This is a genomic window from Paraniabella hibiscisoli (assembly GCF_022512515.1).
GTDB classification, from domain to species: Bacteria; Bacteroidota; Bacteroidia; order Chitinophagales; family Chitinophagaceae; genus Niabella; species Niabella hibiscisoli.
Genome location: NZ_JAKWBK010000001.1, coordinates 2,252,018 through 2,272,998, shown reverse-complemented (window position 1 = coordinate 2,272,998; position 20,981 = coordinate 2,252,018). Strand labels below are relative to the sequence as shown.

The 20,981-nt window shown below is 42.5% G+C and carries 28 protein-coding genes and 4 pseudogenes; 16 read left to right on the top strand and 16 right to left on the bottom strand.

Annotation, left to right across the window (positions count from 1 at the left end; translation table 11 throughout):
* Positions 1 to 41: 41 nt before the first annotated feature.
* The 3 genes and pseudogenes from MKP07_RS38565 to MKP07_RS42535 form a co-directional block, all read right to left on the bottom strand.
* A complete protein-coding gene (locus MKP07_RS38565) occupies positions 42 to 1,586 on the bottom strand; it encodes a GTP-binding protein TypA/BipA (protein ID WP_262919304.1) in 1,545 nt (514 codons plus the stop codon).
* A gap of 14 nt (positions 1,587 to 1,600) precedes the next feature.
* Positions 1,601 to 1,849: a GTP-binding protein gene (locus MKP07_RS43775; RefSeq protein ID WP_262919303.1), complete on the bottom strand. Its 249-nt coding sequence runs from the start codon at positions 1,847 to 1,849 to the stop codon at positions 1,601 to 1,603.
* A gap of 190 nt (positions 1,850 to 2,039) precedes the next feature.
* Positions 2,040 to 2,629, bottom strand: a pseudogene (locus MKP07_RS42535) (Bax inhibitor-1/YccA family protein).
* Positions 2,630 to 2,810: 181 nt separating this feature from the next.
* On the opposite strand from MKP07_RS42535, the gene MKP07_RS38555 reads away from it, so the two are divergent.
* The 5 genes and pseudogenes from MKP07_RS38555 (at position 2,811) to MKP07_RS14390 (ending at position 4,942) form a co-directional block, all read left to right on the top strand.
* Positions 2,811 to 2,936 carry a hypothetical protein gene (locus tag MKP07_RS38555; RefSeq protein WP_262919302.1) on the top strand — a complete coding sequence of 42 codons (126 nt, stop codon included), beginning with the start codon at positions 2,811 to 2,813 and terminating at the stop codon, positions 2,934 to 2,936.
* Positions 2,924 to 3,073 (top strand): annotated as a pseudogene (locus MKP07_RS42530) (hypothetical protein); the annotation flags it as partial. The gene MKP07_RS38555 and the pseudogene MKP07_RS42530, both read left to right, overlap by 13 nt.
* Before the next feature lie 87 nt (positions 3,074 to 3,160).
* Complete coding sequence (locus tag MKP07_RS14400) at positions 3,161 to 3,346, top strand: cyclic nucleotide-binding domain-containing protein (RefSeq protein ID WP_240847814.1); 186 nt, start codon at positions 3,161 to 3,163, stop codon at positions 3,344 to 3,346.
* A 44-nt stretch (positions 3,347 to 3,390) separates the two neighbouring features.
* Entirely contained in the window at positions 3,391 to 3,939 is a 549-nt protein-coding gene (locus tag MKP07_RS14395; protein WP_240847813.1) for a DinB family protein, read from the top strand.
* Positions 3,940 to 4,036: 97 nt separating this feature from the next.
* On the top strand, positions 4,037 to 4,942 hold the full coding sequence (locus tag MKP07_RS14390) for a lytic transglycosylase domain-containing protein (RefSeq protein WP_240847812.1): 906 nt from the start codon (positions 4,037 to 4,039) through the stop codon (positions 4,940 to 4,942).
* Positions 4,943 to 4,946: 4 nt separating this feature from the next.
* Here MKP07_RS14390 and MKP07_RS14385 read toward each other — a convergent pair whose 3' ends face one another.
* Complete coding sequence (locus MKP07_RS14385) at positions 4,947 to 6,182, bottom strand: MFS transporter (RefSeq protein ID WP_240847811.1); 1,236 nt, start codon at positions 6,180 to 6,182, stop codon at positions 4,947 to 4,949.
* 148 nt (positions 6,183 to 6,330) lie between these two features.
* On the opposite strand from MKP07_RS14385, the gene MKP07_RS14380 reads away from it, so the two are divergent.
* A complete protein-coding gene (locus MKP07_RS14380; RefSeq protein ID WP_240847810.1) occupies positions 6,331 to 6,621 on the top strand; it encodes a hypothetical protein in 291 nt (96 codons plus the stop codon).
* A 170-nt stretch (positions 6,622 to 6,791) separates the two neighbouring features.
* Positions 6,792 to 7,166 carry a hypothetical protein gene (locus tag MKP07_RS14375; protein ID WP_240847809.1) on the top strand — a complete coding sequence of 125 codons (375 nt, stop codon included), beginning with the start codon at positions 6,792 to 6,794 and terminating at the stop codon, positions 7,164 to 7,166.
* 25 nt (positions 7,167 to 7,191) lie between these two features.
* On the opposite strand, the gene MKP07_RS14370 is transcribed toward MKP07_RS14375, so the two are convergent.
* Positions 7,192 to 7,881, bottom strand: a complete 690-nt coding sequence (locus MKP07_RS14370; protein ID WP_240847808.1) for a M90 family metallopeptidase — start codon at positions 7,879 to 7,881, stop codon at positions 7,192 to 7,194.
* Positions 7,882 to 8,155: 274 nt separating this feature from the next.
* Here MKP07_RS14370 and MKP07_RS14365 point away from each other — a divergent pair, with 274 nt between their 5' ends.
* From MKP07_RS14365 to MKP07_RS14330, 8 genes and pseudogenes are all read left to right on the top strand, one after another.
* Positions 8,156 to 8,683, top strand: a complete 528-nt coding sequence (locus MKP07_RS14365; RefSeq protein WP_240847807.1) for a beta-N-acetylhexosaminidase — start codon at positions 8,156 to 8,158, stop codon at positions 8,681 to 8,683.
* A 26-nt stretch (positions 8,684 to 8,709) separates the two neighbouring features.
* The gene (locus MKP07_RS14360) at positions 8,710 to 9,735 is read left to right on the top strand and encodes a beta-N-acetylhexosaminidase (RefSeq protein WP_240847806.1); all 1,026 of its coding nucleotides are present in this window, start codon (positions 8,710 to 8,712) and stop codon (positions 9,733 to 9,735) included.
* Between the two features lie 59 nt (positions 9,736 to 9,794).
* Positions 9,795 to 10,052 (top strand): FN3 associated domain-containing protein, encoded by a 258-nt coding sequence (locus MKP07_RS14355; protein ID WP_240847805.1) that lies wholly within the window; start codon positions 9,795 to 9,797, stop codon positions 10,050 to 10,052.
* A gap of 203 nt (positions 10,053 to 10,255) precedes the next feature.
* A pseudogene (locus tag MKP07_RS14350) lies at positions 10,256 to 11,932 on the top strand (GMC oxidoreductase).
* A 55-nt stretch (positions 11,933 to 11,987) separates the two neighbouring features.
* A complete protein-coding gene (locus MKP07_RS14345) occupies positions 11,988 to 12,512 on the top strand; it encodes a gluconate 2-dehydrogenase subunit 3 family protein (protein ID WP_240847804.1) in 525 nt (174 codons plus the stop codon).
* Complete coding sequence (locus tag MKP07_RS42525) at positions 12,509 to 12,646, top strand: gluconate 2-dehydrogenase subunit 3 family protein (protein ID WP_394803568.1); 138 nt, start codon at positions 12,509 to 12,511, stop codon at positions 12,644 to 12,646. The genes MKP07_RS14345 and MKP07_RS42525 overlap by 4 nt, the downstream gene beginning before the upstream one ends.
* An 89-nt stretch (positions 12,647 to 12,735) precedes the next feature.
* Positions 12,736 to 13,485, top strand: a complete 750-nt coding sequence (locus tag MKP07_RS14335; RefSeq protein WP_240847803.1) for a 3-oxoacyl-ACP synthase III family protein — start codon at positions 12,736 to 12,738, stop codon at positions 13,483 to 13,485.
* Positions 13,449 to 13,784: a 3-oxoacyl-ACP synthase III family protein gene (locus MKP07_RS14330; RefSeq protein WP_240847802.1), complete on the top strand. Its 336-nt coding sequence runs from the start codon at positions 13,449 to 13,451 to the stop codon at positions 13,782 to 13,784. Before MKP07_RS14335 ends, MKP07_RS14330 begins: the two co-directional genes overlap by 37 nt.
* Before the next feature lie 68 nt (positions 13,785 to 13,852).
* Here MKP07_RS14330 and fabG read toward each other — a convergent pair whose 3' ends face one another.
* Together fabG and MKP07_RS14320 are read right to left on the bottom strand one after the other, a co-directional pair.
* Positions 13,853 to 14,581, bottom strand: coding sequence for a 3-oxoacyl-ACP reductase FabG (gene fabG / locus MKP07_RS14325; RefSeq protein ID WP_240847801.1), 729 nt, complete (start codon positions 14,579 to 14,581; stop codon positions 13,853 to 13,855).
* A gap of 199 nt (positions 14,582 to 14,780) precedes the next feature.
* Entirely contained in the window at positions 14,781 to 16,328 is a 1,548-nt protein-coding gene (locus tag MKP07_RS14320; protein WP_240847800.1) for an HAL/PAL/TAL family ammonia-lyase, read from the bottom strand.
* 137 nt (positions 16,329 to 16,465) lie between these two features.
* Here MKP07_RS14320 and MKP07_RS14315 point away from each other — a divergent pair, with 137 nt between their 5' ends.
* Positions 16,466 to 17,458 (top strand): LacI family DNA-binding transcriptional regulator, encoded by a 993-nt coding sequence (locus tag MKP07_RS14315; protein ID WP_317236016.1) that lies wholly within the window; start codon positions 16,466 to 16,468, stop codon positions 17,456 to 17,458.
* Between the two features lie 96 nt (positions 17,459 to 17,554).
* On the opposite strand, the gene MKP07_RS14310 is transcribed toward MKP07_RS14315, so the two are convergent.
* The 9 genes and pseudogenes from MKP07_RS14310 to MKP07_RS14280 form a co-directional block, all read right to left on the bottom strand.
* Positions 17,555 to 17,737 (bottom strand): hypothetical protein, encoded by a 183-nt coding sequence (locus MKP07_RS14310; RefSeq protein ID WP_240847798.1) that lies wholly within the window; start codon positions 17,735 to 17,737, stop codon positions 17,555 to 17,557.
* Positions 17,698 to 18,165: a ThuA domain-containing protein gene (locus MKP07_RS14305; RefSeq protein ID WP_240847797.1), complete on the bottom strand. Its 468-nt coding sequence runs from the start codon at positions 18,163 to 18,165 to the stop codon at positions 17,698 to 17,700. The genes MKP07_RS14310 and MKP07_RS14305 overlap by 40 nt, the downstream gene beginning before the upstream one ends.
* A 168-nt stretch (positions 18,166 to 18,333) precedes the next feature.
* On the bottom strand, positions 18,334 to 18,582 hold the full coding sequence (locus MKP07_RS38545) for a PmoA family protein (RefSeq protein WP_262919301.1): 249 nt from the start codon (positions 18,580 to 18,582) through the stop codon (positions 18,334 to 18,336).
* Positions 18,557 to 18,835 carry a DUF6807 family protein gene (locus tag MKP07_RS38540; RefSeq protein ID WP_317236015.1) on the bottom strand — a complete coding sequence of 93 codons (279 nt, stop codon included), beginning with the start codon at positions 18,833 to 18,835 and terminating at the stop codon, positions 18,557 to 18,559. Before MKP07_RS38540 ends, MKP07_RS38545 begins: the two co-directional genes overlap by 26 nt.
* 2 nt (positions 18,836 to 18,837) lie before the next feature.
* A complete protein-coding gene (locus tag MKP07_RS38535) occupies positions 18,838 to 19,077 on the bottom strand; it encodes a DUF6807 family protein (RefSeq protein ID WP_317236014.1) in 240 nt (79 codons plus the stop codon).
* 56 nt (positions 19,078 to 19,133) lie between these two features.
* Positions 19,134 to 19,598: a hypothetical protein gene (locus tag MKP07_RS14295; protein WP_240847796.1), complete on the bottom strand. Its 465-nt coding sequence runs from the start codon at positions 19,596 to 19,598 to the stop codon at positions 19,134 to 19,136.
* Positions 19,598 to 20,454: pseudogene (locus tag MKP07_RS14290) on the bottom strand (putative oxidoreductase C-terminal domain-containing protein). Before MKP07_RS14290 ends, MKP07_RS14295 begins: the two are co-directional and overlap by 1 nt.
* Before the next feature lie 23 nt (positions 20,455 to 20,477).
* Entirely contained in the window at positions 20,478 to 20,645 is a 168-nt protein-coding gene (locus MKP07_RS14285) for a hypothetical protein (RefSeq protein WP_240847795.1), read from the bottom strand.
* Positions 20,645 to 20,980 (bottom strand): hypothetical protein, encoded by a 336-nt coding sequence (locus MKP07_RS14280; RefSeq protein WP_240847794.1) that lies wholly within the window; start codon positions 20,978 to 20,980, stop codon positions 20,645 to 20,647. The genes MKP07_RS14285 and MKP07_RS14280 overlap by 1 nt, the downstream gene beginning before the upstream one ends.
* Position 20,981 lies beyond the last annotated feature (1 nt).

The window sequence follows — 20,981 nt, the reverse complement described above, 5'->3', positions numbered from 1 at the left end:
GAAATGACCGGGATTTAAGTATAAGTATTTGAATTATAAGACTATGCGTCAGCAGACATTTTCTTAGCCTGCCTGTTACGCTCAATCTCATCCAGCACTACCTTACGCATGCGGATAAAATTAGGAGTAACCTCGATACATTCATCATGCTGGATATACTCCATACATTCTTCTAATGTAAGTAATGTTTTAGGAGCAATACGGGTAGCATCATCACTACCGCTGGCACGGTGGTTCGTTAATTTCTTTTCTTCCGTAGCATTAACGATCAGGTCGCCTGGCTTGATGTTCTCCGCCAAGATCTGGCCTGCATAAACTTCTTCACCCGGATCTACGAAGAAAGTACCGCGATCCTGTAATTTATCGATAGAATAACCTGTGGTTTTGCCTTGGTTTTTAGAGATCAACACTCCGTTGTTCCTGCCGGGAATTGCTCCTTTCCAGGGTTGATAATCGTTGAAACGGTGCGCCATTACTGCTTCACCGGTAGTAGCGGTCAGCATTTGTGTACGTAAACCGATCAAACCGCGGGAAGGAATGTCAAATTCCAGGTGCTGCATTTCACCTTTGGTTTCCATGATCAGCATTTCGCCTTTACGACGTGTAACCAGATCAATTACCTTACTCGCAAACTCTTCAGGCACATCTACCACTAAAGTCTCGTATGGCTCATACTTTTTACCATCGATTGTTTTTACTAATACCTGTGGCTGACCTACGGTTAGCTCATATCCTTCACGGCGCATGGTTTCGATCAATACACCCAGGTGCAGGATACCGCGACCATAAACCAGGAAGCTTTCCCCACCTTCACTTTCCTCAACACGCAAAGCCAGATTTTTCTCCATTTCCTTTGTCAACCTGTCGCGCAAGTGACGGCTGGTAACAAATTTACCGTCTTTACCATAAAAAGGAGAGTTATTGATACCGAACAACATGTTCATAGTAGGTTCGTCTACACTGATAACAGGCAATGCTTCCGGATTTTCCACGTCTGCGATTGTATCACCAATATTAAAGTCTTCGATACCTACAACAGCGCAAAGATCGCCGGCATGTACTTCAGCTACTTTCTTCTTGCCCATTCCCTCAAAAACATACAATTCTTTTACACGAATCTTTTTCACAGCACCATCAGCCTGTACCAAAGCAACCTGCTGGCTTTCTTTAATAGAGCCACGAGCTACTTTACCGATAGCGATTCTACCCAGGAAAGATGAATAATCCAGGGAAGTGATCTGCATTTGCAGAGTTCCGTGGTGGATTTGCGGCGGTGGTACATATTTAATGATACCATCCAGCAAAGGATCGATATTATCGATCTCGGTTAAAGAGTCGTTGAACCAGCCATTTTTGCCCGAACCATAGTAGGTAGGGAAATCCAGCTGCTCTTCAGTTGCATCTAAGTGGAAAAACAGGTCAAAAACTGCATCATGCACCTCATCAGGGCGGCAGTTAGGTTTGTCAACTTTATTAATAACTACAATTGGCTTAAGCCCCAGAGCCAAAGCTTTTTGTAACACAAAACGGGTTTGTGGCATGGGGCCTTCAAAAGCATCCACCAAAAGAATTACACCATCAGCCATTTTCAATACACGCTCTACTTCACCTCCGAAATCGGCGTGACCCGAGTATCTATTACATTGATTTTAAAATCTTTATAAGTAACCGATGCGTTCTTACTAAAAATGGTGATACCACGTTCACGTTCCAGGTCGTTGCTGTCCATTATCAGGTCACCTGTATCCTGGTTGTCACGGAACACCTTGGTAGCGTGTAATATTTTATCTACCAGGGTAGTTTTACCGTGGTCTACGTGTGCTATAATAGCTATGTTTCTTAAATTCATGCCTTTAGGTTGAAATCTTGGGAATTTTGCAAATTCATAAAAAATTTACTCCCCCAAAAAAACCGCAAAGGTACGGCTTTTATTGAGCCAAACCTACATCGTGCTATTATTAATATACAGATAACCTAAAATAGTAAAGCCCCGTAAGCGTAACTAACGGGGCCTTGTTGTATTAAAGTATAACCAGTTTTTAGTCTCTTCTCGACATTAAAATTCTCAAAATATACCAAAACAGCAGCATTACCGAAGAAAAAAGCTGTAAAGCCGCGCCTACATATTGCCCGGTAGCATACCTATTTTTTATTTCGCTGGTTTGGTATAAAATACTGCCGGCAGCCAGTGCTACCATAGCAACCGAAAACCACAAACCCAGGTTAAAGCCGAAAATAGCGCCTGCAACAATTAGTCCTAATGCTACAAAACCTCCAATAACCAGGGCAGATCTTAAAAATGAAAAATCTTTTTTGTCAAAAAAACTACAGCTGTAAGTCCACCGAACATAAACAGGGTAATTACAGCAGCCTGTTGCACTACAGCTGCACCATCGGTCATTACTAATGCTATGTAAAGAACAGGAAGAAAAATAATCGCTTCCAGCAAAACAAACAGCCCTAAACCCAGGTACTGCATATTCCGGCTAACAGAAAAAGCAAGCCTATCTGCTAATATGCTACCTACCCAAAATAACCCTATAATAAACATCCAGATAAACCTTCCGGACATCATTTGCTTTATAAACTCCTGCGGAACTGATCTCAGTAAAAATCCCTCTATTACCATAAAAGCTAAAATGGCCATTGCTACATGCAGGTAGGTTTTTTTATAAAAAACGGCTCTTTCTACATCAGTAGCCTGCGATACCAGTATTACATCTTCATTCATAAATTAGTATTTTGCCGGTGAAATTAGAAAATAGATTTGATTCAACCAATCAATAAATATTTAACAAGCGCTCTTAAAGATGATGAAGCCTCCTGATATTGCAGCACTACTGGATTCTAATGGGTTATTTGAAAAGACCATTACCCTGGAAAGAGGTGACTTTTTAAAAAAGGAGGCTCAACAGATACCAATATTTACTATATAGAGGATGGAACCGTATATGCGTATATTGTTGACGGAGACGAGGAGCGTATTGTTCGGTTTGGCTATAAAGGCAATATTATTGTTTCGCTGGATTCATTTCTGACAGAGCGCCCTTCTGAATTTTATATCCAGGCTATAAAGAAATGCCAGGTTAAGATCGTTTCTAAAAAATCGTTTAACGGATTTATACAACAAAATGAAAAAGGCGCTTTATTATGGATAAAGATGCTGGAAGGCCTGGTGGTGCAGCAGATAGAGCGCGAAAAGGATTTACTGATACAATCGCCCCGCGAACGCTATGAACGGGTACTAAAAAGAAGCCCTCAATTATTCCAGGAAGTTGCGAACAAGTATATTGCTGCTTATCTGCGCATGAGCGCCGAAACATTATCGCGATTGAAAAAACGTTGACATTTATCAATGTTTAGCGAACCAGCTATGCTCATTTTTGCAATATGAAAATAGCGGCAACACAATTACTGGATGCTTTGGTTGAATTAACCCAACAGCATCTGTCTTTTATTCAGCAGTTACAGGCTTTTCCTGATCGGGCATTAACCCAAAAAGCCAATGCAACCAACTGGAGCGCATTAGAGTGTGTTGAGCATTTAAACCGGTATGGCAATTTTTATTTACCGGAAATAAGAAAACGCATACAAGAAAGCAAGGCGTATGCTACTCCTGTATTTAAAAGCGGATGGCTGGGTAATTATTTCGCAAACAGTATGCTCCCCAAAGAAAAGCTGAATAAGATGAAAACATTTGCGGCAATGAATCCTTTGAACAGCAACTTAGACAGATCGGTAATTACTCAACTCATTCTTCAGTTACAAACCATGCTGGACTTATTGCAGCAGTGCTATAACGCAAATCTTAACACCATCAGAACATCCATCAGTATTTCCTCTTTCATTAAATTAAGGCTTGGCGATACACTGAGGGTGGTAATCTACCACAACGAACGACATATCAGGCAGATTAAAAGAGCCCTACCCTCGAACTAGAGAGGCATATTCTTTGCGAATGTTTATATTTGAAGAAGAGCCATGGTAGCCGGTTCAACGCGACGCGAGGCACTCCTTTATCTTTAAATATGAACTAATGAAAAAAATTACTATTGCCGGTGTGATGTTCTTTGCAGGCATAGGTGTTTGTTTTACTATAATGAGTGCACTGGGCTTTAAAGGCAAGCCCGACCGCGTGGAAAAAATAGCTGTACCTGGTTTGTATAAAGCACCAGTATTACCCGCAAGTATGAGTTTTGCCGGGGAAACAGTTCCTTTAGATCGTTGGGAAATAAAAGAACAATTAGATAGAGAACTCACCTATAACTATTTTCAGCCACAGAATGTAGTATATATTCTCAAGCTGGCAGAGCGTTACTTTCCGCAAATAGAACCGATATTGAAGGCTAATAATGTTCCGGACGATTTTAAATATTTATGTGTTGCAGAAAGCAGCCTGCAAAATCTTATTTCAAAAGTAGGTGCGACGGGCTTTTGGCAGTTTATGTCTACTACAGCGCCTGGTTATAACCTGGAGGTATCGGGAACGGTGGATGAGCGCTACCACGTCATAAAATCTACTGAAGCGGCCTGCAAATATTTAAAGCAAGCCTATAATAAATTTGGCAACTGGACCGCTGCTGCGGCTTCCTACAACTGCGGTATGGGAGGCTATAACCAAAGAGCCACTCAACAAGGTTCCAACGATTATTACGACCTCGTTTTGCCCGAAGAAACCAATCGTTATATTTTCCGCATTCTAACTTTTAAACATTTACTCTCTAATGCAGATGAACTGGGGTATGACTTATCTGGCAGCTACCGGTATACTGAGTTAAAAACCCGAACGGTAAACGTCAGCCAAAATATTCCTAACCTGGTCAATTTTGCCCGTAGTAACGGCACTACTTATAAAGTGTTGAGAACATTAAATCCCTGGTTGCGTGGTAACTCATTAACGATAAAGGCCGGCAAATCCTATTCATTAGTTTTACCCGAGTAGCTTGTTACTTTGCTTTTACTTTTCTTAAAAGGAGATGAAGTATAAGAAATGATAAGATGCCTGTAACCAGGTAACTATAGCCCAGGTCTTGTTGATTTTGTGGTTGCAGTAAACCTACGATGGTATAGCTCGCAACTGAGGTAACAATATATACACCACCTCCCGTAAGTCCGCTGGCCATCCCAGCCATTGCAGGAAACCGTCCCAGGCAGAAGGCGAAATAATTATTAAAGATGAAACCCACACAAATATGTACCAAAAAGGCAAAGCTTAATAAGGTATAAATATTATAAGAAAATGTAGCCATGCCGATCATTCCTACTGCGAAAATGAGCTGCAGCACATTACTGACTTTTAGTTTAGGTAAAAAGGGTTTATTAAGCAAGGCCTTACCAATAAAACCACCGGTCATCCAGGCCAGGCCCATTAACAGCGCAGCATAACCGGCTACTACGGGGGAAAAATGCAACCGGTGTTCGATAATAAAAGCGCCTGACAAGCTAAAGACCATTGTTGCGCCATAGGACAGGCCGCACATGGCAATACCCCAGGCAAAGCTTTTATCTTTTAGCATGAAGCGGTAATCTTTTAATATTTGTCCTCCTTTGAAAATACGCCTGTTCTGTAATGTTTCACCTGAATAAACCCACTCCAATACCAGCATTATGAGCGCATATACTGCCAGGGCGTAGAAATTGGCCTGCCAGTTAAAATACTTCTCCAGGTATCCGCCTATAAAAGGGGCGATAACAGGTGCTGATGACCAAACAATAGACATAATACTGAGGTAATGCTTTCGTTTTTCACCCTCATATACATCAACGAAAAAAGCGCGTTTAGACACCACAATAAATCCGGTGGTAATGCCCTGCACAATGCGCATAGCATAGATCATTTCTATTTGCCGGGTATTAACAATTACCAGGTTGCTGAAAATAAATACGACCAGTGAAAACAAAGTGAGCCGGAAGCGGCCAAAGCTATCAATAAGGCTGCCCGTAATAAACTGGGATGCGCCATAGCTGATCAGGAATAAAGTAAGGGTTAACTGTATATTATGCTCCGGCTGGTGCAGGTCCTGAGCCATGTGCGGCATGGATGGAATATAGATATCTGTGATCAGTCCCGAAAGTGGTATGAGCAGAAAAGATATCCAGGTGGCTATTCTCCTGTTAGCTTCTGGTAGTTGTTTTACATTTTTAAATGTTCGGGGCTGGATAATAGTTGCTGCGGTACTCATAAAAATCTGTGCAAAAGTACAACAGACAAAAAGAAGAATTGTTGAAACCCGTATTGCTCCGAGGCATTGTATTGGTTAAAAAAATATTTTGCCGATATTACAAACATTCATTTACTTTGCAATTCAAAGTACTTTTAAAAAATAAAAAATGATTACACAAAATAAAAGATTAGCCGGCATTATAGGCGCTGTTGCATTTTTACTAACAATACCAGCAATTGCCATGCAGTTTAGTAATGAAGTCAATTGGAGTTCATCAGATTTCGTAGTAGCCGGCGTTTTATTACTCAGTACCGGACTTGTTATTGAACTGGCTTTAAGAAAAATAAAAAGGATGCCTTATCGTTTGCTTACTGCAGCAGTGATTCTTTTTATAGGTTTTATAATATGGGCAGAATTAGCTGTTGGTATATTCGGCACACCCTGGGCGGGTCAATAGCATTGGAGTTGTCATTGTATGGGTGCCTTATTTTTATTAATCCTGCTCTTGCTTCTGGTTGCGCCTGTCGTGTTTACTTACCTGGCATACAGATATGTTAAGAACAAGTACCACGATAGCCTGCTTAAATATGCCACGTTGATTCCGCTATTAGGATTTACCTATATGGTATGGACAGCGATTTTCCCCATGAGTCATTTTATAAAACTGATTATAAGGAGATAACCCGATTGCCGTTCCCTGAAGAAGCCAGGTTTCTTTATAAATCGGCGAGCTTCCCCGATCAATTTGGAGATTATACTTCCGTCTTTGTTGTGCAGACGAGCCAGGAAATATACAACCGGCTCATGAACCACCTGCCGGCCATAGGATTTACCGAATCGAACAGGGACAACAGGCTTTCACCAGAAACCCAAGCGGCACTTACTACAACGAAGTATAAAATCGCCAGAGCCTTTATTTCGGCGGAAGAAATTGGCAAAAGCTATTATGTGGCTTTTTTAGACAACCATCGTACGCTTCTTTTAAGACGGGTAAGCTGGTAGATAACTACTACTGCCAGATTGACAACTAAGGATGAACTGCCGAATGAAACATTTTTTCTAACATACCATACAGCTCCGGATGCTTCTCTTTCATTAATTGTGGTCGTTCAAAAAAGTACTCGGCCGCAACAGCAAAAAACTCTTGCTGGTTAGTGGTTGCGTAGGGATTAATATCAGATTTATCGGCCTGTATCTCTTTTATGTTTTTATGCATCAGGTTGAGCCAAGGCATTACATACTGGTGTTTTAACAGCAACTCGGGTATACCATCTGTCGCTCCATCTGTTTTATCTATCAGGTGCACAAATTCGTGAATAGCCGTATTGCTCTTATCGGTTTTATTGCTAAACCCTTCACGTAACGCGTGTTTAGAAAGGATCATGGTGTTATTCATTACACCCGTGCCTACCATCCCTAATATATTTCTTCCGCTACCCTGCTGCTCAAAAGATTGACTAAAAGTTTCCGGGTACAATAGTACTTCCTCTAAATTCACATACTCCCAATCGGGAAAGCCAAATATGGGGATGATGGCGCTGGCGCCAATAAGCACCCGGTCAAGGTCTTCAACCTCCGTGCCCGCCCCGGTAATAGTTGTAGTTGCCAGGAAATGTTGAACTCTTGTATCAAATGCTTCTTTTTGTTCTTCGTCCAGCTTTTGATAAAAAGCCACATGCTGCTGTAATAGATCTTTATACTTTGCAGGTAATGGCACTACTAAAGGTTTATTCTTTTTTTAAGAGCAGAGAACGCCAGGTATACAAAAAGGATGATGCCTATTAGCAGTATTATAAATTGAATCATCATAAAGCAGAAAAAATTCTTTGTAATTCTTAATAAATTGGTGCAAGATAGTCACCCTTAACATGCTAATTATATAACCATTGTAATTTTTTGTATTAAAAATACACACAAGCCCATTAGCATCTTCTCATTTGTACAGTTTCCGTATCTTCAATTTTATTGCTATCGCTCGTAAAAAATTCTGTATGACAAAACTTTTTTCTATTATTATCCTCCTCTTATTTGCTTCGTATCTAACGGTCCACGCTCAACAATCTGTAAAAGTCATCCCCGAACCTGCATCTCTTATTAAGGGGTCGGGAAGCTTTGAGCTACCCAAGGAGATCAGGATATCAGCACCCGCTTCTAAAGAACTATCACCAACAATACAATTCCTGCAGCAAAAATTGTCTACGGCTACCGGTTATACTGCATCAACCACTACAGATATTAAACAGGCCAATATATTATTAGAGCTTGTACCGGGGAATCAGTTAGGTGGTGAAGGATACACCTTATCTGTTAACTCAACCAAAATTTTAATAAAAGCCAATAAACCAGCGGGACTATTTTATGGTGTTCAAAGCCTATTGCAATTGCTACCACCCGCTATTGAAAGTAAACAACCCGTTGAGAACGTTAAATGGGAAATACCTGTAGTAGAGATCAAAGATCAGCCTAAACTCAACTGGCGGGGTTTGATGCTGGATGTATCGCGGCATTTTTTACAGTAGATGAAGTAAAGCAATATATTGACGCCATGGTTCGGTACAAATACAACATGCTTCATTTTCACTTAACCGATGACGAAGGCTGGCGTTTGGAAATTAAAAGCCTGCCCAAACTTACCGAAGTGGGCGCCTGGAGGATCGACAGAACAGGTACCTTTAACAGCTTTGGAGCGCCTGAACCTAACGAGCCTAAAACCTACGGCGGCTTTTACACGCATGAAGACATTAAAGAACTCGTGCAATATGCCAGTGAGCGTTTCGTAAATATTATTCCAGAAATTGATGTTCCCGGTCATAGCCTTGCTGCTGTTGCCGCTTATCCCGAGTTATCCTGCACACCCGGAGCGGATAAATACCAGCCCCGTTATGGTCAACCCATTATGGATTGGTCGCACGGCGCCCCTCCTATTGCGCTTTTAGATAATACGCTTTGCCCGGCTAATGAAAAAATATACGGTTTTATGGATAAAGTGCTTACCGAAGTAGCTCAACTTTTTCCTTTTGAATATATACACCTGGGTGGCGATGAAGCTCCGCATAATTTCTGGGAAAAGAATGCACAGGTACAGGCCTTGATGAAGCGGGAAGGATTAAAGACCATTCCACAAGTACAGGCATATTTCGAAAAAAGGGTTGAAACTATTGTAAAAGCAAAGGGCAAGAAAATGATGGGATGGGATGAGGTGCTGGAAGGAGGTGTATCACCCTCTACCGCTATTATGAGCTGGCGCGGAGAAAAGGCTGGCATAGAAGCGTCTCAAAAAGGCCATTATGTAGTAATGAGCCCAACCACTTTTGCATATATCGATTATATGCAGGGCGATGTATCCGTAGAATCTCCCGTGTATGCGAAGCTACTTTTAAACCAGTCTTATAAGTTTAATCCACTGCCTAAGGGGGCAAATGCGAAATATATTTTGGGAGGACAAGCCAATTTATGGACCGAACAGGTATATACCATGCGCTATGCGGAATATATGACCTGGCCGCGTGGGTTTGCCATTGCAGAGTCATTATGGTCTTCTGAAGAAAAAAGAACTGGGATGGCTTTGTAGCTAAAACCGAAGATCATTTTAAAAGACTACAATATGCGGAAACCAACTATTCTCCCGCAATGTATGATCCGGCTGTAACAGTTAAAAAACTGGCTAATGCCAAGTACGCAGTTGAGCTCACACCAGAGATCAGCGGCTTAACCATGCATTATAGCTTTGACAATTCACCTCCCGATAATTTTTACCCGGCTTACAAAGAACCGCTGATCATTCCAAAAGGTGCATCGCAGCTCCGCATCATCACCTACCGCAATAAAGAAAAAGTGGGACGTATGATGAACCTGAAAGTAGATGATCTACAGAAACGTGTGAAATAGTCTAAGAAACGACATATACCCAAATATTAACGTGGATACGTTTATCCGGGTTTTTAGGTTTTGCTACTTAAAAATGAAATCGGTTTCAATTCGTAGAAAATTTATATTTTCGCTTTACTCAAGGGAACTTGCCTTTATTTACTGAATACGACCAAAGCTGTTCGTACCATTGAGTGCTATAATAATTAAAACGATTGAATTTTATGAAAGAACAGTATTTCGATGCCATTGTTGTTGGTTCAGGCATTAGCGGAGGATGGGCTGCTAAAGAACTCTGCGAAAAAGGATTAAAAGTTTTGATGCTGGAGCGGGGCAAGAATGTAGAACACATCAAAGACTATGTAAATACTGCAAAAGGTCCCTGGGAATTCCCTCATCATGGCAATCTTACCTTAGCCCAGAAAGAGCTTTATGTAAATCGCATCAGAGGGTTTGGGCCTAATGAGAAGAACCTGGACTGGTGGGCCAATGATGCCGAAACACCTTATACAGAAATCAAACAATTCAACTGGTTTCGTGGCTACCAGGTGGGTGGTCGTTCTTTGTTATGGGGGAAGCAAACCTACCGGTGGAGCGATATTGATTTTGAAGCCAACGCAAAAGATGGAATAGAGATCGACTGGCCCCTGCGTTATAAGGAAATTGTGCCCTGGTATGATAAAGTAGAAAAATTCATTGGTGTAAGCGGAAGTACAGAAAACCTCCCGCAGTTACCCGACGGACAGTTTTTACCTCCTATGGAGATGAACATCGTTGAAAAAGATATTGCGGCCCGCATTAAAAAGAATATAACGATCAACGCCGTATGATTATTGGCCGATGTGCACACCTAACTGCCCCGGTGCCCGGACGAACACCTTGTCAATACCGCAATAAATGCGAATTTGGCTGTCCATTTGGTGGTTATTTCAGCACCCAGTCATCAACCCTGCCGGCAGCTGTTAAAACAGGTAATCTCACCCTTCGCCCCATGAGTATAGTTACACAAATACTATACGACAAGGATCAAAAAAAGGCAACGGGTGTAGAAGTGCTGGATGCAGAAACCAATCAAACTTATACCTACCGCTCTAAAATAGTTTTTGTAAATGCTTCCACCCTTAATAGTACCTGGCTGTTGCTTAACTCTGCTACAGATGTATGGCCCGATGGCCTGGGCAGCAGCAGTGGAGCTTTGGGCCATTATTTAATGGATCATCACCTAGGCTCAGGCGCAGGAGGCAGAATTGAGGGTTATGAAGATCATTATGTGTACGGCCGCAGGCCGAATGGCGTTTATATACCACGTTACAGGAACCTGAACAATGAAAAGAGAGATTATCTCCGCGGCTTTGGTTACCAGGGCGGCGCCGGTAGAAACAGGGGTTCGAAAGCAGCGGACGATATAGCGGTGGGTGTTGCATTAAAAGAAGCACTTAGCGAACCCGGGAACTGGGGGTGTGGATGGGCGGCTTTGGTGAAGTACTTCCTTACTACGAGAATATGGTTACGCTCGACAAAAACAGGAAGGATAAATGGGGTTTAAATATCCTGGCGATAGATGCAGAATTAAAAGACAATGAAAAAAGATGCGTAAGGATATAGTAGAAGATGGGAAGGAAATGCTCGAAAAAGCAGGTGTGAAGGATGTGTACGGATTTGACAAGGATGGCGTGATGGGACAAGGCATACATGAAATGGGCACCGCGCGTATGGGCAATGATCCGAAAACTTCTGTACTAAACAAATGGAACCAGGTTTGGGATGCGCCTAATGTGTTTGTAACAGATGGCTCATTTATGACATCGGCAGGATGCGTGAACCCATCATTAACTTATATGGCTTTTACCGCCCGTGCCGCAGATTACGCCGTAGCTGAACTTAAAAAGGGAAATCTGTAATAGTTACCAATTAATGTTCTTTATCTATCGTCTAAAAATCTAACTACTAAGAATTATGAACAGAAGAGAGGCTTTAGCAAGTGTTTCCGTTTTATTAGGAGGAGCCATTATTGGCGCTGAAGTGTTTTTATCCGGCTGTAAAAATACCTCAACCTCAGCCAGCTTATTCAGTGCCGACGACCTCACCCTATTGGATGATATAGCAGAAACAATTATCCCTACTACACCCGATTCGGGCGGCGGCAAAGCAGCCCTGGTGGGCGCATTTATGAAGCAGATTGTAACAGACTGTTATACCAAAATAGAGCAGGACCATTTTATTAAGGGGATCGTGACATTTAAAATTGCCTGTAAAGAGCAGTATCAAAAAGCATTTACCAGTTTATCAGTTAGCGAAAAAGAAGCATTCCTGACCAGCTTGCATCAGCAAGCCAAAGAGTATAAAGAAACAGAAGCTTACAAAAAGAAAAAGACCTGTTTAACCAACAACAGGAGGCGTGGATTAAGGCTGAGGAAGCTAAACATAACTTCGGCGCAAGCTATATCAAACAAAACTATCCACCTCATTACTTTGCAATGATGCGACAATTAACGCTTTGGGGCTATTTTTCTTCCAAAGAAGGCATGACCAAAGCCCTGCGTTATGTTGAAACGCCGGGTCGTTATGACGGCGCGTACCCTTATAAAAAAGGAGATAAAGCCTGGGCACTTTAATACAGCATTCCTTCACTGTAATTATTTCACACTACAACTGTTACAAATTGCAGGTATTTATTATCTTGCTATCAATAACACTTGTTAGTATGAACTCGACGATTATTGCCGGAATAGGAAAATATGTTCCCGAAAATGTGGTTACCAACGACGACCTGACCAAGGTGATGGATACCAATGACGCCTGGATACAGGAGCGTACGGGTATTCGTGAACGACGCTATGCGACCCGCTTTGAGGAAACTACAGCTACTATTGGTGCTAACGCAGCCAGGCTCGCTATGGAACGTGCCGGCGTTACCGCAAAAGATATTGATTTTTTGATCTTTGCCACTTTAAGTCCAGACTACTTCTTCCCCGGGTGTGGCGTTTTGGTGCAGCGTTTATTAGGTCTGAGAGAGATTGGCGCTTTGGATGTACGCAACCAATGCAGTGGCTTTGTTTACGCTTTAAGCATCGGCGACCAGTTTATTAAAACTGGTATGTATAAAAATATATTGGTTATTGGCGCCGAGATTCATTCTTATGCGCTGGACTTTAGCACAAGGGGCCGCAATGTATCTGTAATTTTTGGCGATGGCGCCGGAGCCGTGGTACTACAAGCTTCTCCTACTCCCGATCGCGGCATATTAAGTACACATCTACATAGTGATGGAGCTGACGCAGAGATACTCAGCATGCCTAACCCCGGTTTTCATGCCGGTGTACATAATCCTCAATGGAGGCCTCCTGTTCCCGAAAGTCCGTATGGCAATATATTTATAACGCAGGAGTTGCTGGACAAGGAAGATATTTTCCCTATATGGACGGACAGGCTGTTTTTAAAAGAGCCGTGGTAAAAATGCCGGAAGTGATTTATGAAGCCTTAAATCAGAATGGCTATCAACCCGAAGATCTAAAGCTGTTGATTCCCCACCAGGCCAACCTGCGTATTGCACAGTTTATACAACAACAACTTCGTTTGCGTGACGACCAGGTATTTAACAATATCCAGAAATATGGCAATACGACTGCCGCCTCTGTACCGCTTGCACTTTGTGAAGCCTGGGAAGCCGGTAAGGTAAAAGAAGGCGACCTGGTATGTTTGTCTGCATTTGGCAGCGGCTTTACCTGGGCCAGTGCATTGATGAAATGGTAAGGTGTTGGATGTTAGATACTGGATGTCAGATATTAGACTTTAGCGGCACTTGTGATCCGCTCTTCTCATTATGTGTATAAACCGCCGTTTACAGAAAGCACCTGTCCGGTAACATAACCCGCTTCTTTTGTTACAAAAAAGCTTACTGCATGGGCTACTTCTTCAGGCGTACCAAAACGGTTGGCAGGGATAAGTTGCTTCATTTGAGCCTCGTCAATATCTACGGTCATATCTGTTTTGATAAAGCCGGGTGCTACCGCATTTACTGTTACATTGCGTTTACCCGCTTCCTGTGCCAGCGCCTTGGTTGCAGCAATAACACCACCTTTTGCTGCAGAGTAATTGGTTTGTCCCGCTAACCCTTTTAAACCACTCAGAGACACTACATTTACGATGCGGCCATACCGCTGGCGCAGCATGCTATTAACAATAATGCGCGTTACATTGAAGAAACCACCTAAGCTGGTGTCCAATACATTATCCCATTGTTCGTCCTTCATCCACATCAGCAGTACATCATCCTTAATACCTGCATTATTCACCAATACTTCAATTACTTTATTCGTATTGGCTTCCATCCAGCCATTTAATACTGTTTGCACTTCTTCGCGATTGGCTACATCAAATTGCAACAATTCGCCATCGCTACCTGCGGCCCTTACTTCAGCCAGTGTTTCCTCCGCTTTTTGCTGATTGCCTTTGTAATTAATTACAACGTAAAAACCCATGGTAGCCAATTTTATGCAAATGGCTTTACCAATACCACGCGAGCCGCCGGTTACAAGAGCACAGTTCATATTTAGTTAATAGTTGATGGATAATTGTTAATAGTAAATGCTGCTATTGAAACGCATGTCCCGACCTTTCGGTTGGCTGGGCCTTAGTCCCCTCTGTATTGCTGATATCATAACCGAACGATCAACTGAGCCTGCCCGAATGGTACAGGCGGGCGTGGCAATACCGGTGCCACTTACACTGCCGCCGGTTACATAAAACCTAGCCATACACAGTTGCTGGCGCATTGGCCTCCAGCCATGTACGTACTTTAGCCAGGCTTTTATACAGCGGACTATCTTCTACAAATTTTGGAAAGATATTGCGAAGGGCATCATATACCGCTTTTGTTTTAGGCGACATTTTTTCCTGGCACTCCAGGTAGTCTACGGCTTGCAAAAGGGTCATGGCCTGTATTGCAATAACTTCGAAAGCGTTGTCGATCACCTTTTTGGTAAGCTGAGCCGCATTAAAGCCCATGCTTACAATATCCTGGTTATCATTATTGTTAGGGATGCTATGCACATACATTGGGAATGAAAGGGTTTGGTTTTCAGCCGTGGTAGAAGTGGCTGTAAACTGAATACCCTGCATTCCAAAATTAAATCCAAGTACACCAAGGTTTACAAATGGCGGAAACTTTTGATTCAACCTGCTATTGAGGAAGTAGTTGAGCTGGCGTTCGCTTAACATCGTAAGCTTGGTGATAGCGATCTTCAGTTTATCCATTTCGAAGGATACATAATCGCCATGAAAATTACCACCATGAAATATATTCTGGTTGGCGACATCCACTACCGGGTTGTCGTTCACCGAGTTCAGTTCGTTTACTACGGTATTTTCAGCCTGCATAAGTGCATCATATACAGGGCCTAACACCTGTGTTACACAACGCAGGGAATAATACTCCTGTACCTTATCTTCAAACACATCGTGCTGAATATTTTCCGGATTGTATAAATGCTCTGAGCGGCTACGGATCATCTGGCTACCAGCCAAAACCTCGCGGAATGCCGCGGCTATATGATTCTGCCCTTTATGATGCTTTACAATATTTAACTCATGAGAGAAATGATCATCATACACTTCCATCAACTCATTCGTGATAGCCGAAAGAGTAACGGACCAATCAACCAGCTTGTGCGCACGGATGATATTTAATAATCCTACACCCGTCATTGCAGAAGTACCATTGATGAGCGAAAGACCTTCCCTGATATGCACCTGCAGGGGTTTCAGACCGGCTTGTTCAAATCCTTGTGCAGCAGGCATTAATTGTCCCTGGTACCAAACCTCGCCTTCTCCAATTAATCCCAAAGCCAAATGTGCTAACTGCACCAGGTCGCCACTGGCACCCACACCTCCATGCTCATAAATACAGGGAACAAGATCTGCATTGATCATGGCGGTCATTAACTCGACTAGCTCCAAATGCACACCAGAATAGCCTTGCAAATGGTTATTCAACCGGGCAATCATTACAGCGCGACCCAATAAAGGGTTTAGTACCGCCCCTCCACCGCTGCTATGGCTGCGAATGAGATTATACTGTAACTGAAGAATATTATCATCACTTACTTTGTACTGAGCCATTGGCCCAAATCCGGTATTAATGCCGTAAATAAGTTTATGATTGGAGAATTGCTTTAAAAAATCAAAGGATGCCTGTACTCTTTCAATAGCAGCCTTATCCAGGGCAATCGGCTTTTTATAAAGAAGAATTTCCTCGAAATCTTTCAAAGACAGTTTTGTACCGCCCACCTGTATCATTATATGTAGAATTGATTAAACAAGGTAGCAAAAGAACAAAATATATAAGTCGTAGCCAAAAATATCCTTTGAGCGCCCTGTTCACTAATTCGGGGAACTTACCGAAATAGTTTGTATATTTTGCCTGTGAAAAAGGGATCACTATAAAGGACATAGCGAAAAAGCTGAATATGTCTGTTTCAACGGTTTCGAAAGCGCTGAGCAATCATGCTAATATTAGTGATTTGACGAAGGAAAGGGTGCAGCAACTGGCCAGGGAATGGAATTATGTACCCAATGAAGCTGCGAGGCATTTTAAACAAAACAAGTCATTTACTATTGGCATTGTTATACCCGATCTGATAGACCAGTTTTTTGTAGCGGCCATACGCGGTGTGGAAGAAATAGCCGGTAAGCATAAATACCAGGTAATTATTGCCCAATCGCACGAAGATGCCGATAAGGAAGAACAGATCATTAAAAATCTCATCAGCAACCGGGTGGATGGGGTGATCATCACTATTTCAAAAAACACCAACAAACCCGAGCTGTTTACGCAGCTGGAACAGAACGGCATACCCGTAGTATTCCTTACCCGCTCATTTGGTCAACCTGTTTTTAATAATGTCACTGCAGACAATATACATGCAGGCACATTGGCCATTGACTATCTATATCAACTCGGCCATCGTCGTATTGCTCATTTAATGGGCCCCAAAATGCTGAGCACCAGCCATCAAAGATTGGAAGGATACAAAAAGGGCCTGGAAAAGCTGAAAATAGACTTTGACGCTGAGCTGTTGCAGGAGGTAGACTTTTCTGAAGAGCAAACGCATCGGGCGATGAGGGATCTGTTGAAAGTTAAAAATCCACCCACCGCATTTTTTGTTTTTAAAACATATGTGAGCCTGGATGCGATCAATTATGTAAAGATCCATCATCCGAAACTGGTTCGTAAAATAGACATCATTGGTTTTGGCAATCTACCGCTTATCAAGTACCTCGATACCAAACCCAAAGCTTCGCTCGAAGAGAACTCCTACGAAATGGGATTAAAAGCTGCTGACCTGCTCATGAATCTTATCAACAATCCTACTGAATCGGCCCCGCCTGTATCTATAAAAATACCCTGCGAGCTTATTGTGCATTAGTATCTCACCGGTTCGTTGAAAGAAACTGCATAGGATTTTGAAAAATCAATTTTCTTAACAGCACTTGCCACATATTCGATGCCCCCATGATATGCTTTAAATATACCGGATCGGAATAATCTTTTTATCATGCCCTAAAGTAGTGCACCAGGTAACGCCTCCATCAAAATTATAGTACCAGGCGCTGGGGAAATAAGTGGCGAAAGCACCCGCATTTTTATTAAGTAGCTCTTTCTGTTTTACGTTACTGGTATCAATGGTTGAGAAATCATTAACCATAACAGGAGTCGGTCCCGGTATAGCTCTTTGGCGAAATAACATTCGTCGGCTTTACTCCATACCGCAGGCGTGCCTTTCATAGACAGGTGTTTGGTATCTATTACACGTACAGTGTATGTTTGAAAGGACGCATGCCAGGAGAAGGTTCCTCCCAACATCATTTTAAACCATTGCCAGTTACGCTCTGTGCCCGTTACTGAGTGAACCCCGACAAATCCACCACCAGCTTCAATGTACCTTCTGAAAGCGAGGCGTTGGGCATCTGTATCGAACACATCGTTATTGGTGCTCGTAAAGATCAGCATCCGATATTGCTTTAGATGCTCTTCGGTCATTACTGACGGGCTGGAAGAAGTATCTACTTTAAAGCCATGTTTTTTTCCAAGGTCGATGATTGCCTGTGCAGCATAAGGTATATTATCATGCACATAGCCTTTGCCATTTTTTTGTACACCAAAACCTTTACCGTCTTCCAGTTAACAGGTGTTTGTGCCTGCGAAGCAGCCGGGAGAACTATCATCAACAAAATTAATATCAGACTATATTTCATCTTCATTATATTTTTAAGCATCATCGGTTCAGTTTTATCCGGCCATTTATTTTTGAATAAGAAGTTTAGGAGGATGCGCAAAAGACTGCCATGCTTCTTCGGCCTGGGCACGCCTAAGCTTATCATTAAAAATCAGAAAGCGGTACTTTAACAGGTAGCTCTTGCCAGGCTCCAGTAACCAGTTTTTGTTTTTAGTGGGAGAAAAGTTCAGGAAGACATCGCCACGGCCATTGGAGTTTTCGGGCCATACTCTTAGTGGTTCGGGGTGATTATAGTTGATGGGGTGGCTCATCATTTCCAGCCCCCGAAATCATTGCCGAGACTTCCCTGCGTAAGACACCATCGGGCAGTACTGCCATCGGCCTCCTTACGGTCTTTTCCTCTGAGGTTAAAGTAGTGCTGTTTTTATTATCCCATTGCTCTGTTGCACGGATGCCTATACCACCATAACGATACTCCAGTAACAGCACAGGACTTGAACCCGCACAGCTCAATTGCGAAGTAATATCCAGGATATAATACTGATCGTTGGGTTGTGCCTTGTAAATCTTTACTGTTTGAACTTCATTGATGGCCGTCTTTTCGGTACCGTCTTTTTAAAAACAATATGCTCATGCAAAGCGCTAAAGCCTGAATATACAGCGCCGGCCTCGATAGCATTAAACCCTGAAAAGCGAACGGTCCCCTTCCTGTCTTTAAGGTTCCAGAAATCAACCACTTCGTTTTCAAACCGCACATGTGTCCATGGATTCCACAAACCCCAATGATGATAGTGGTCGGGCGCATTAATTCGGGTTAAAGCATGACCTGACGGCGTATTTAAAGGATGTATAAATCCGCTGCGCTTTAAGCAGTATCAATACCTGCCGGTGGATAAACTGTTTCAAAATGATATTGCAACAGCTCTTTCCCATTATCTTCCAGCACTAATGCACCGTTGCTTTCCTTTGCCTGTATCATCGGGAAGTTCCCCTTGGCTGCAACACGTATCAACTCAAATACCCTGCTTGCCTTTACCGAAGGGGCTATCATCCAGCACAGATTTCGTCCATCGCTGGTTGAAGTAATCTGAAAAGGGATATTTACTTTTTGTCCATTTCGTATTTCTACTAATTGCAGGCTGCTATCGGGCAATGTTGTAATTGCATCCAATGCAGTTTGCATAGGTATATTAAACAATTCCTTACCCGTTGTTGTGGCTCGTAAAGTAGCAATACGTTGCGCGTTGGCGGAGGTAAATACCAGCAGGTTCAGCAGTACTGCAAGGCCGATACAACGTTTCCAATTCTTAAGCAGATTGATCCATTCCATTATTTAGCAGCAGATTTTTTTGCCAGCTCCAATGCCGAGGTAGTGATGTAATATTTGGTGATCATGTTAGGCACTTCCCAATCGGGGAGCTTGCCTTCCTTGAGGTACTTTAAATAGCTTTCTGTAACCTGGCCAAAATGTGCTTCGTGCCCGGTATTGTATTTCTCAGGCACCACTGTTCGCCAGCCTTTGGCAGTTTTCTCTATAACAACGCCTGGGAATTGAGCCTGTACGGTTTGTAAAGCTTCATTCAGATCTTTTTCAAAATCGGCGTCTTTTTTATTAACCGGTTCGATATATAAAACGGGCTTATAGTTTTCTTCTTTCCCCTGCTTTATGATCAGGTTGGTACGGGTGCCTCGCATGATAGAATAATGAGTATCTCCGGTGCCTTCCGGCGCTTTATACCCCCAGGTAACAGAAACCCTGGCATGCACCCCTTTTAATGTATAGTTAATTTCTCCATTGCTAAAAACGCCTATAGTGCTGTCATTTACCTGGTCTTTTTCAAATACTCCGGGAAAGCACTTTGTTTGGTGATCGCGGCAAATTGACTCAACGTCATATTGGTGGGCCAGCGTTTGGCTGAAACAAGCGCCACATCTTTGTTATAATCCAGTACCTGCCCCGGGAAACTTTCCCATTGCACCAGATCAACCAAATGAGTGGTCACATCCACAATCCCTTCCCCCTGTTGCATTACATCCATAAACCAGGATGGTCTTTGTAACACATTACCCGAAACGAACTTGTAGAAATAATGCACACTTTCTTTGGTTACTGCAGGATTATCGGGTGTTCCTTTTTCCAGGTCGCCGAAGAGTTTTTTAACCTGTGAAAATTCTCTTTGCAGCATGGTATTAATTTCAAAACGCTCGGTCATGATATCATATAACAATACCTTTTTCTCGTCTGCTTTTGCAAAAGCTTTTTAAGCAGTTCAAATCCATCACTGTTAACTACCATTGGCTTGTCGGCCAACACGTTCATGCCTGCATCAACCGTATTAAAAATGTATTCTGTCTTTTTTTGGTTATTGCCCGCCATTACCACGATGTTGCCTTTTTCTCGGCAATCATTTTCTGAAAGAAATCAGCCCCTGTATACAGTTGTTCATTCCAGTGAGTAGGTTGATCTGCTCTTGTATTATAAGCATTTATCCTACCCAGGTGCAATTGCAGATCCGGTCCTTCCGGAGCATATACATACACGTTGCTATCTACACCCGGATACATTGTTTTTTGAACCAGGGCAGCGTGAAAATGCCCAGGATCCAGTGTTACCAGTGTGAAATCAGCAGCCTTTTCTTCTTTCTTTGTATCGTTGAAATTACAAGACATTAAAGCCATAACGGAAGACAAAATGAACACATTGCGAATCATA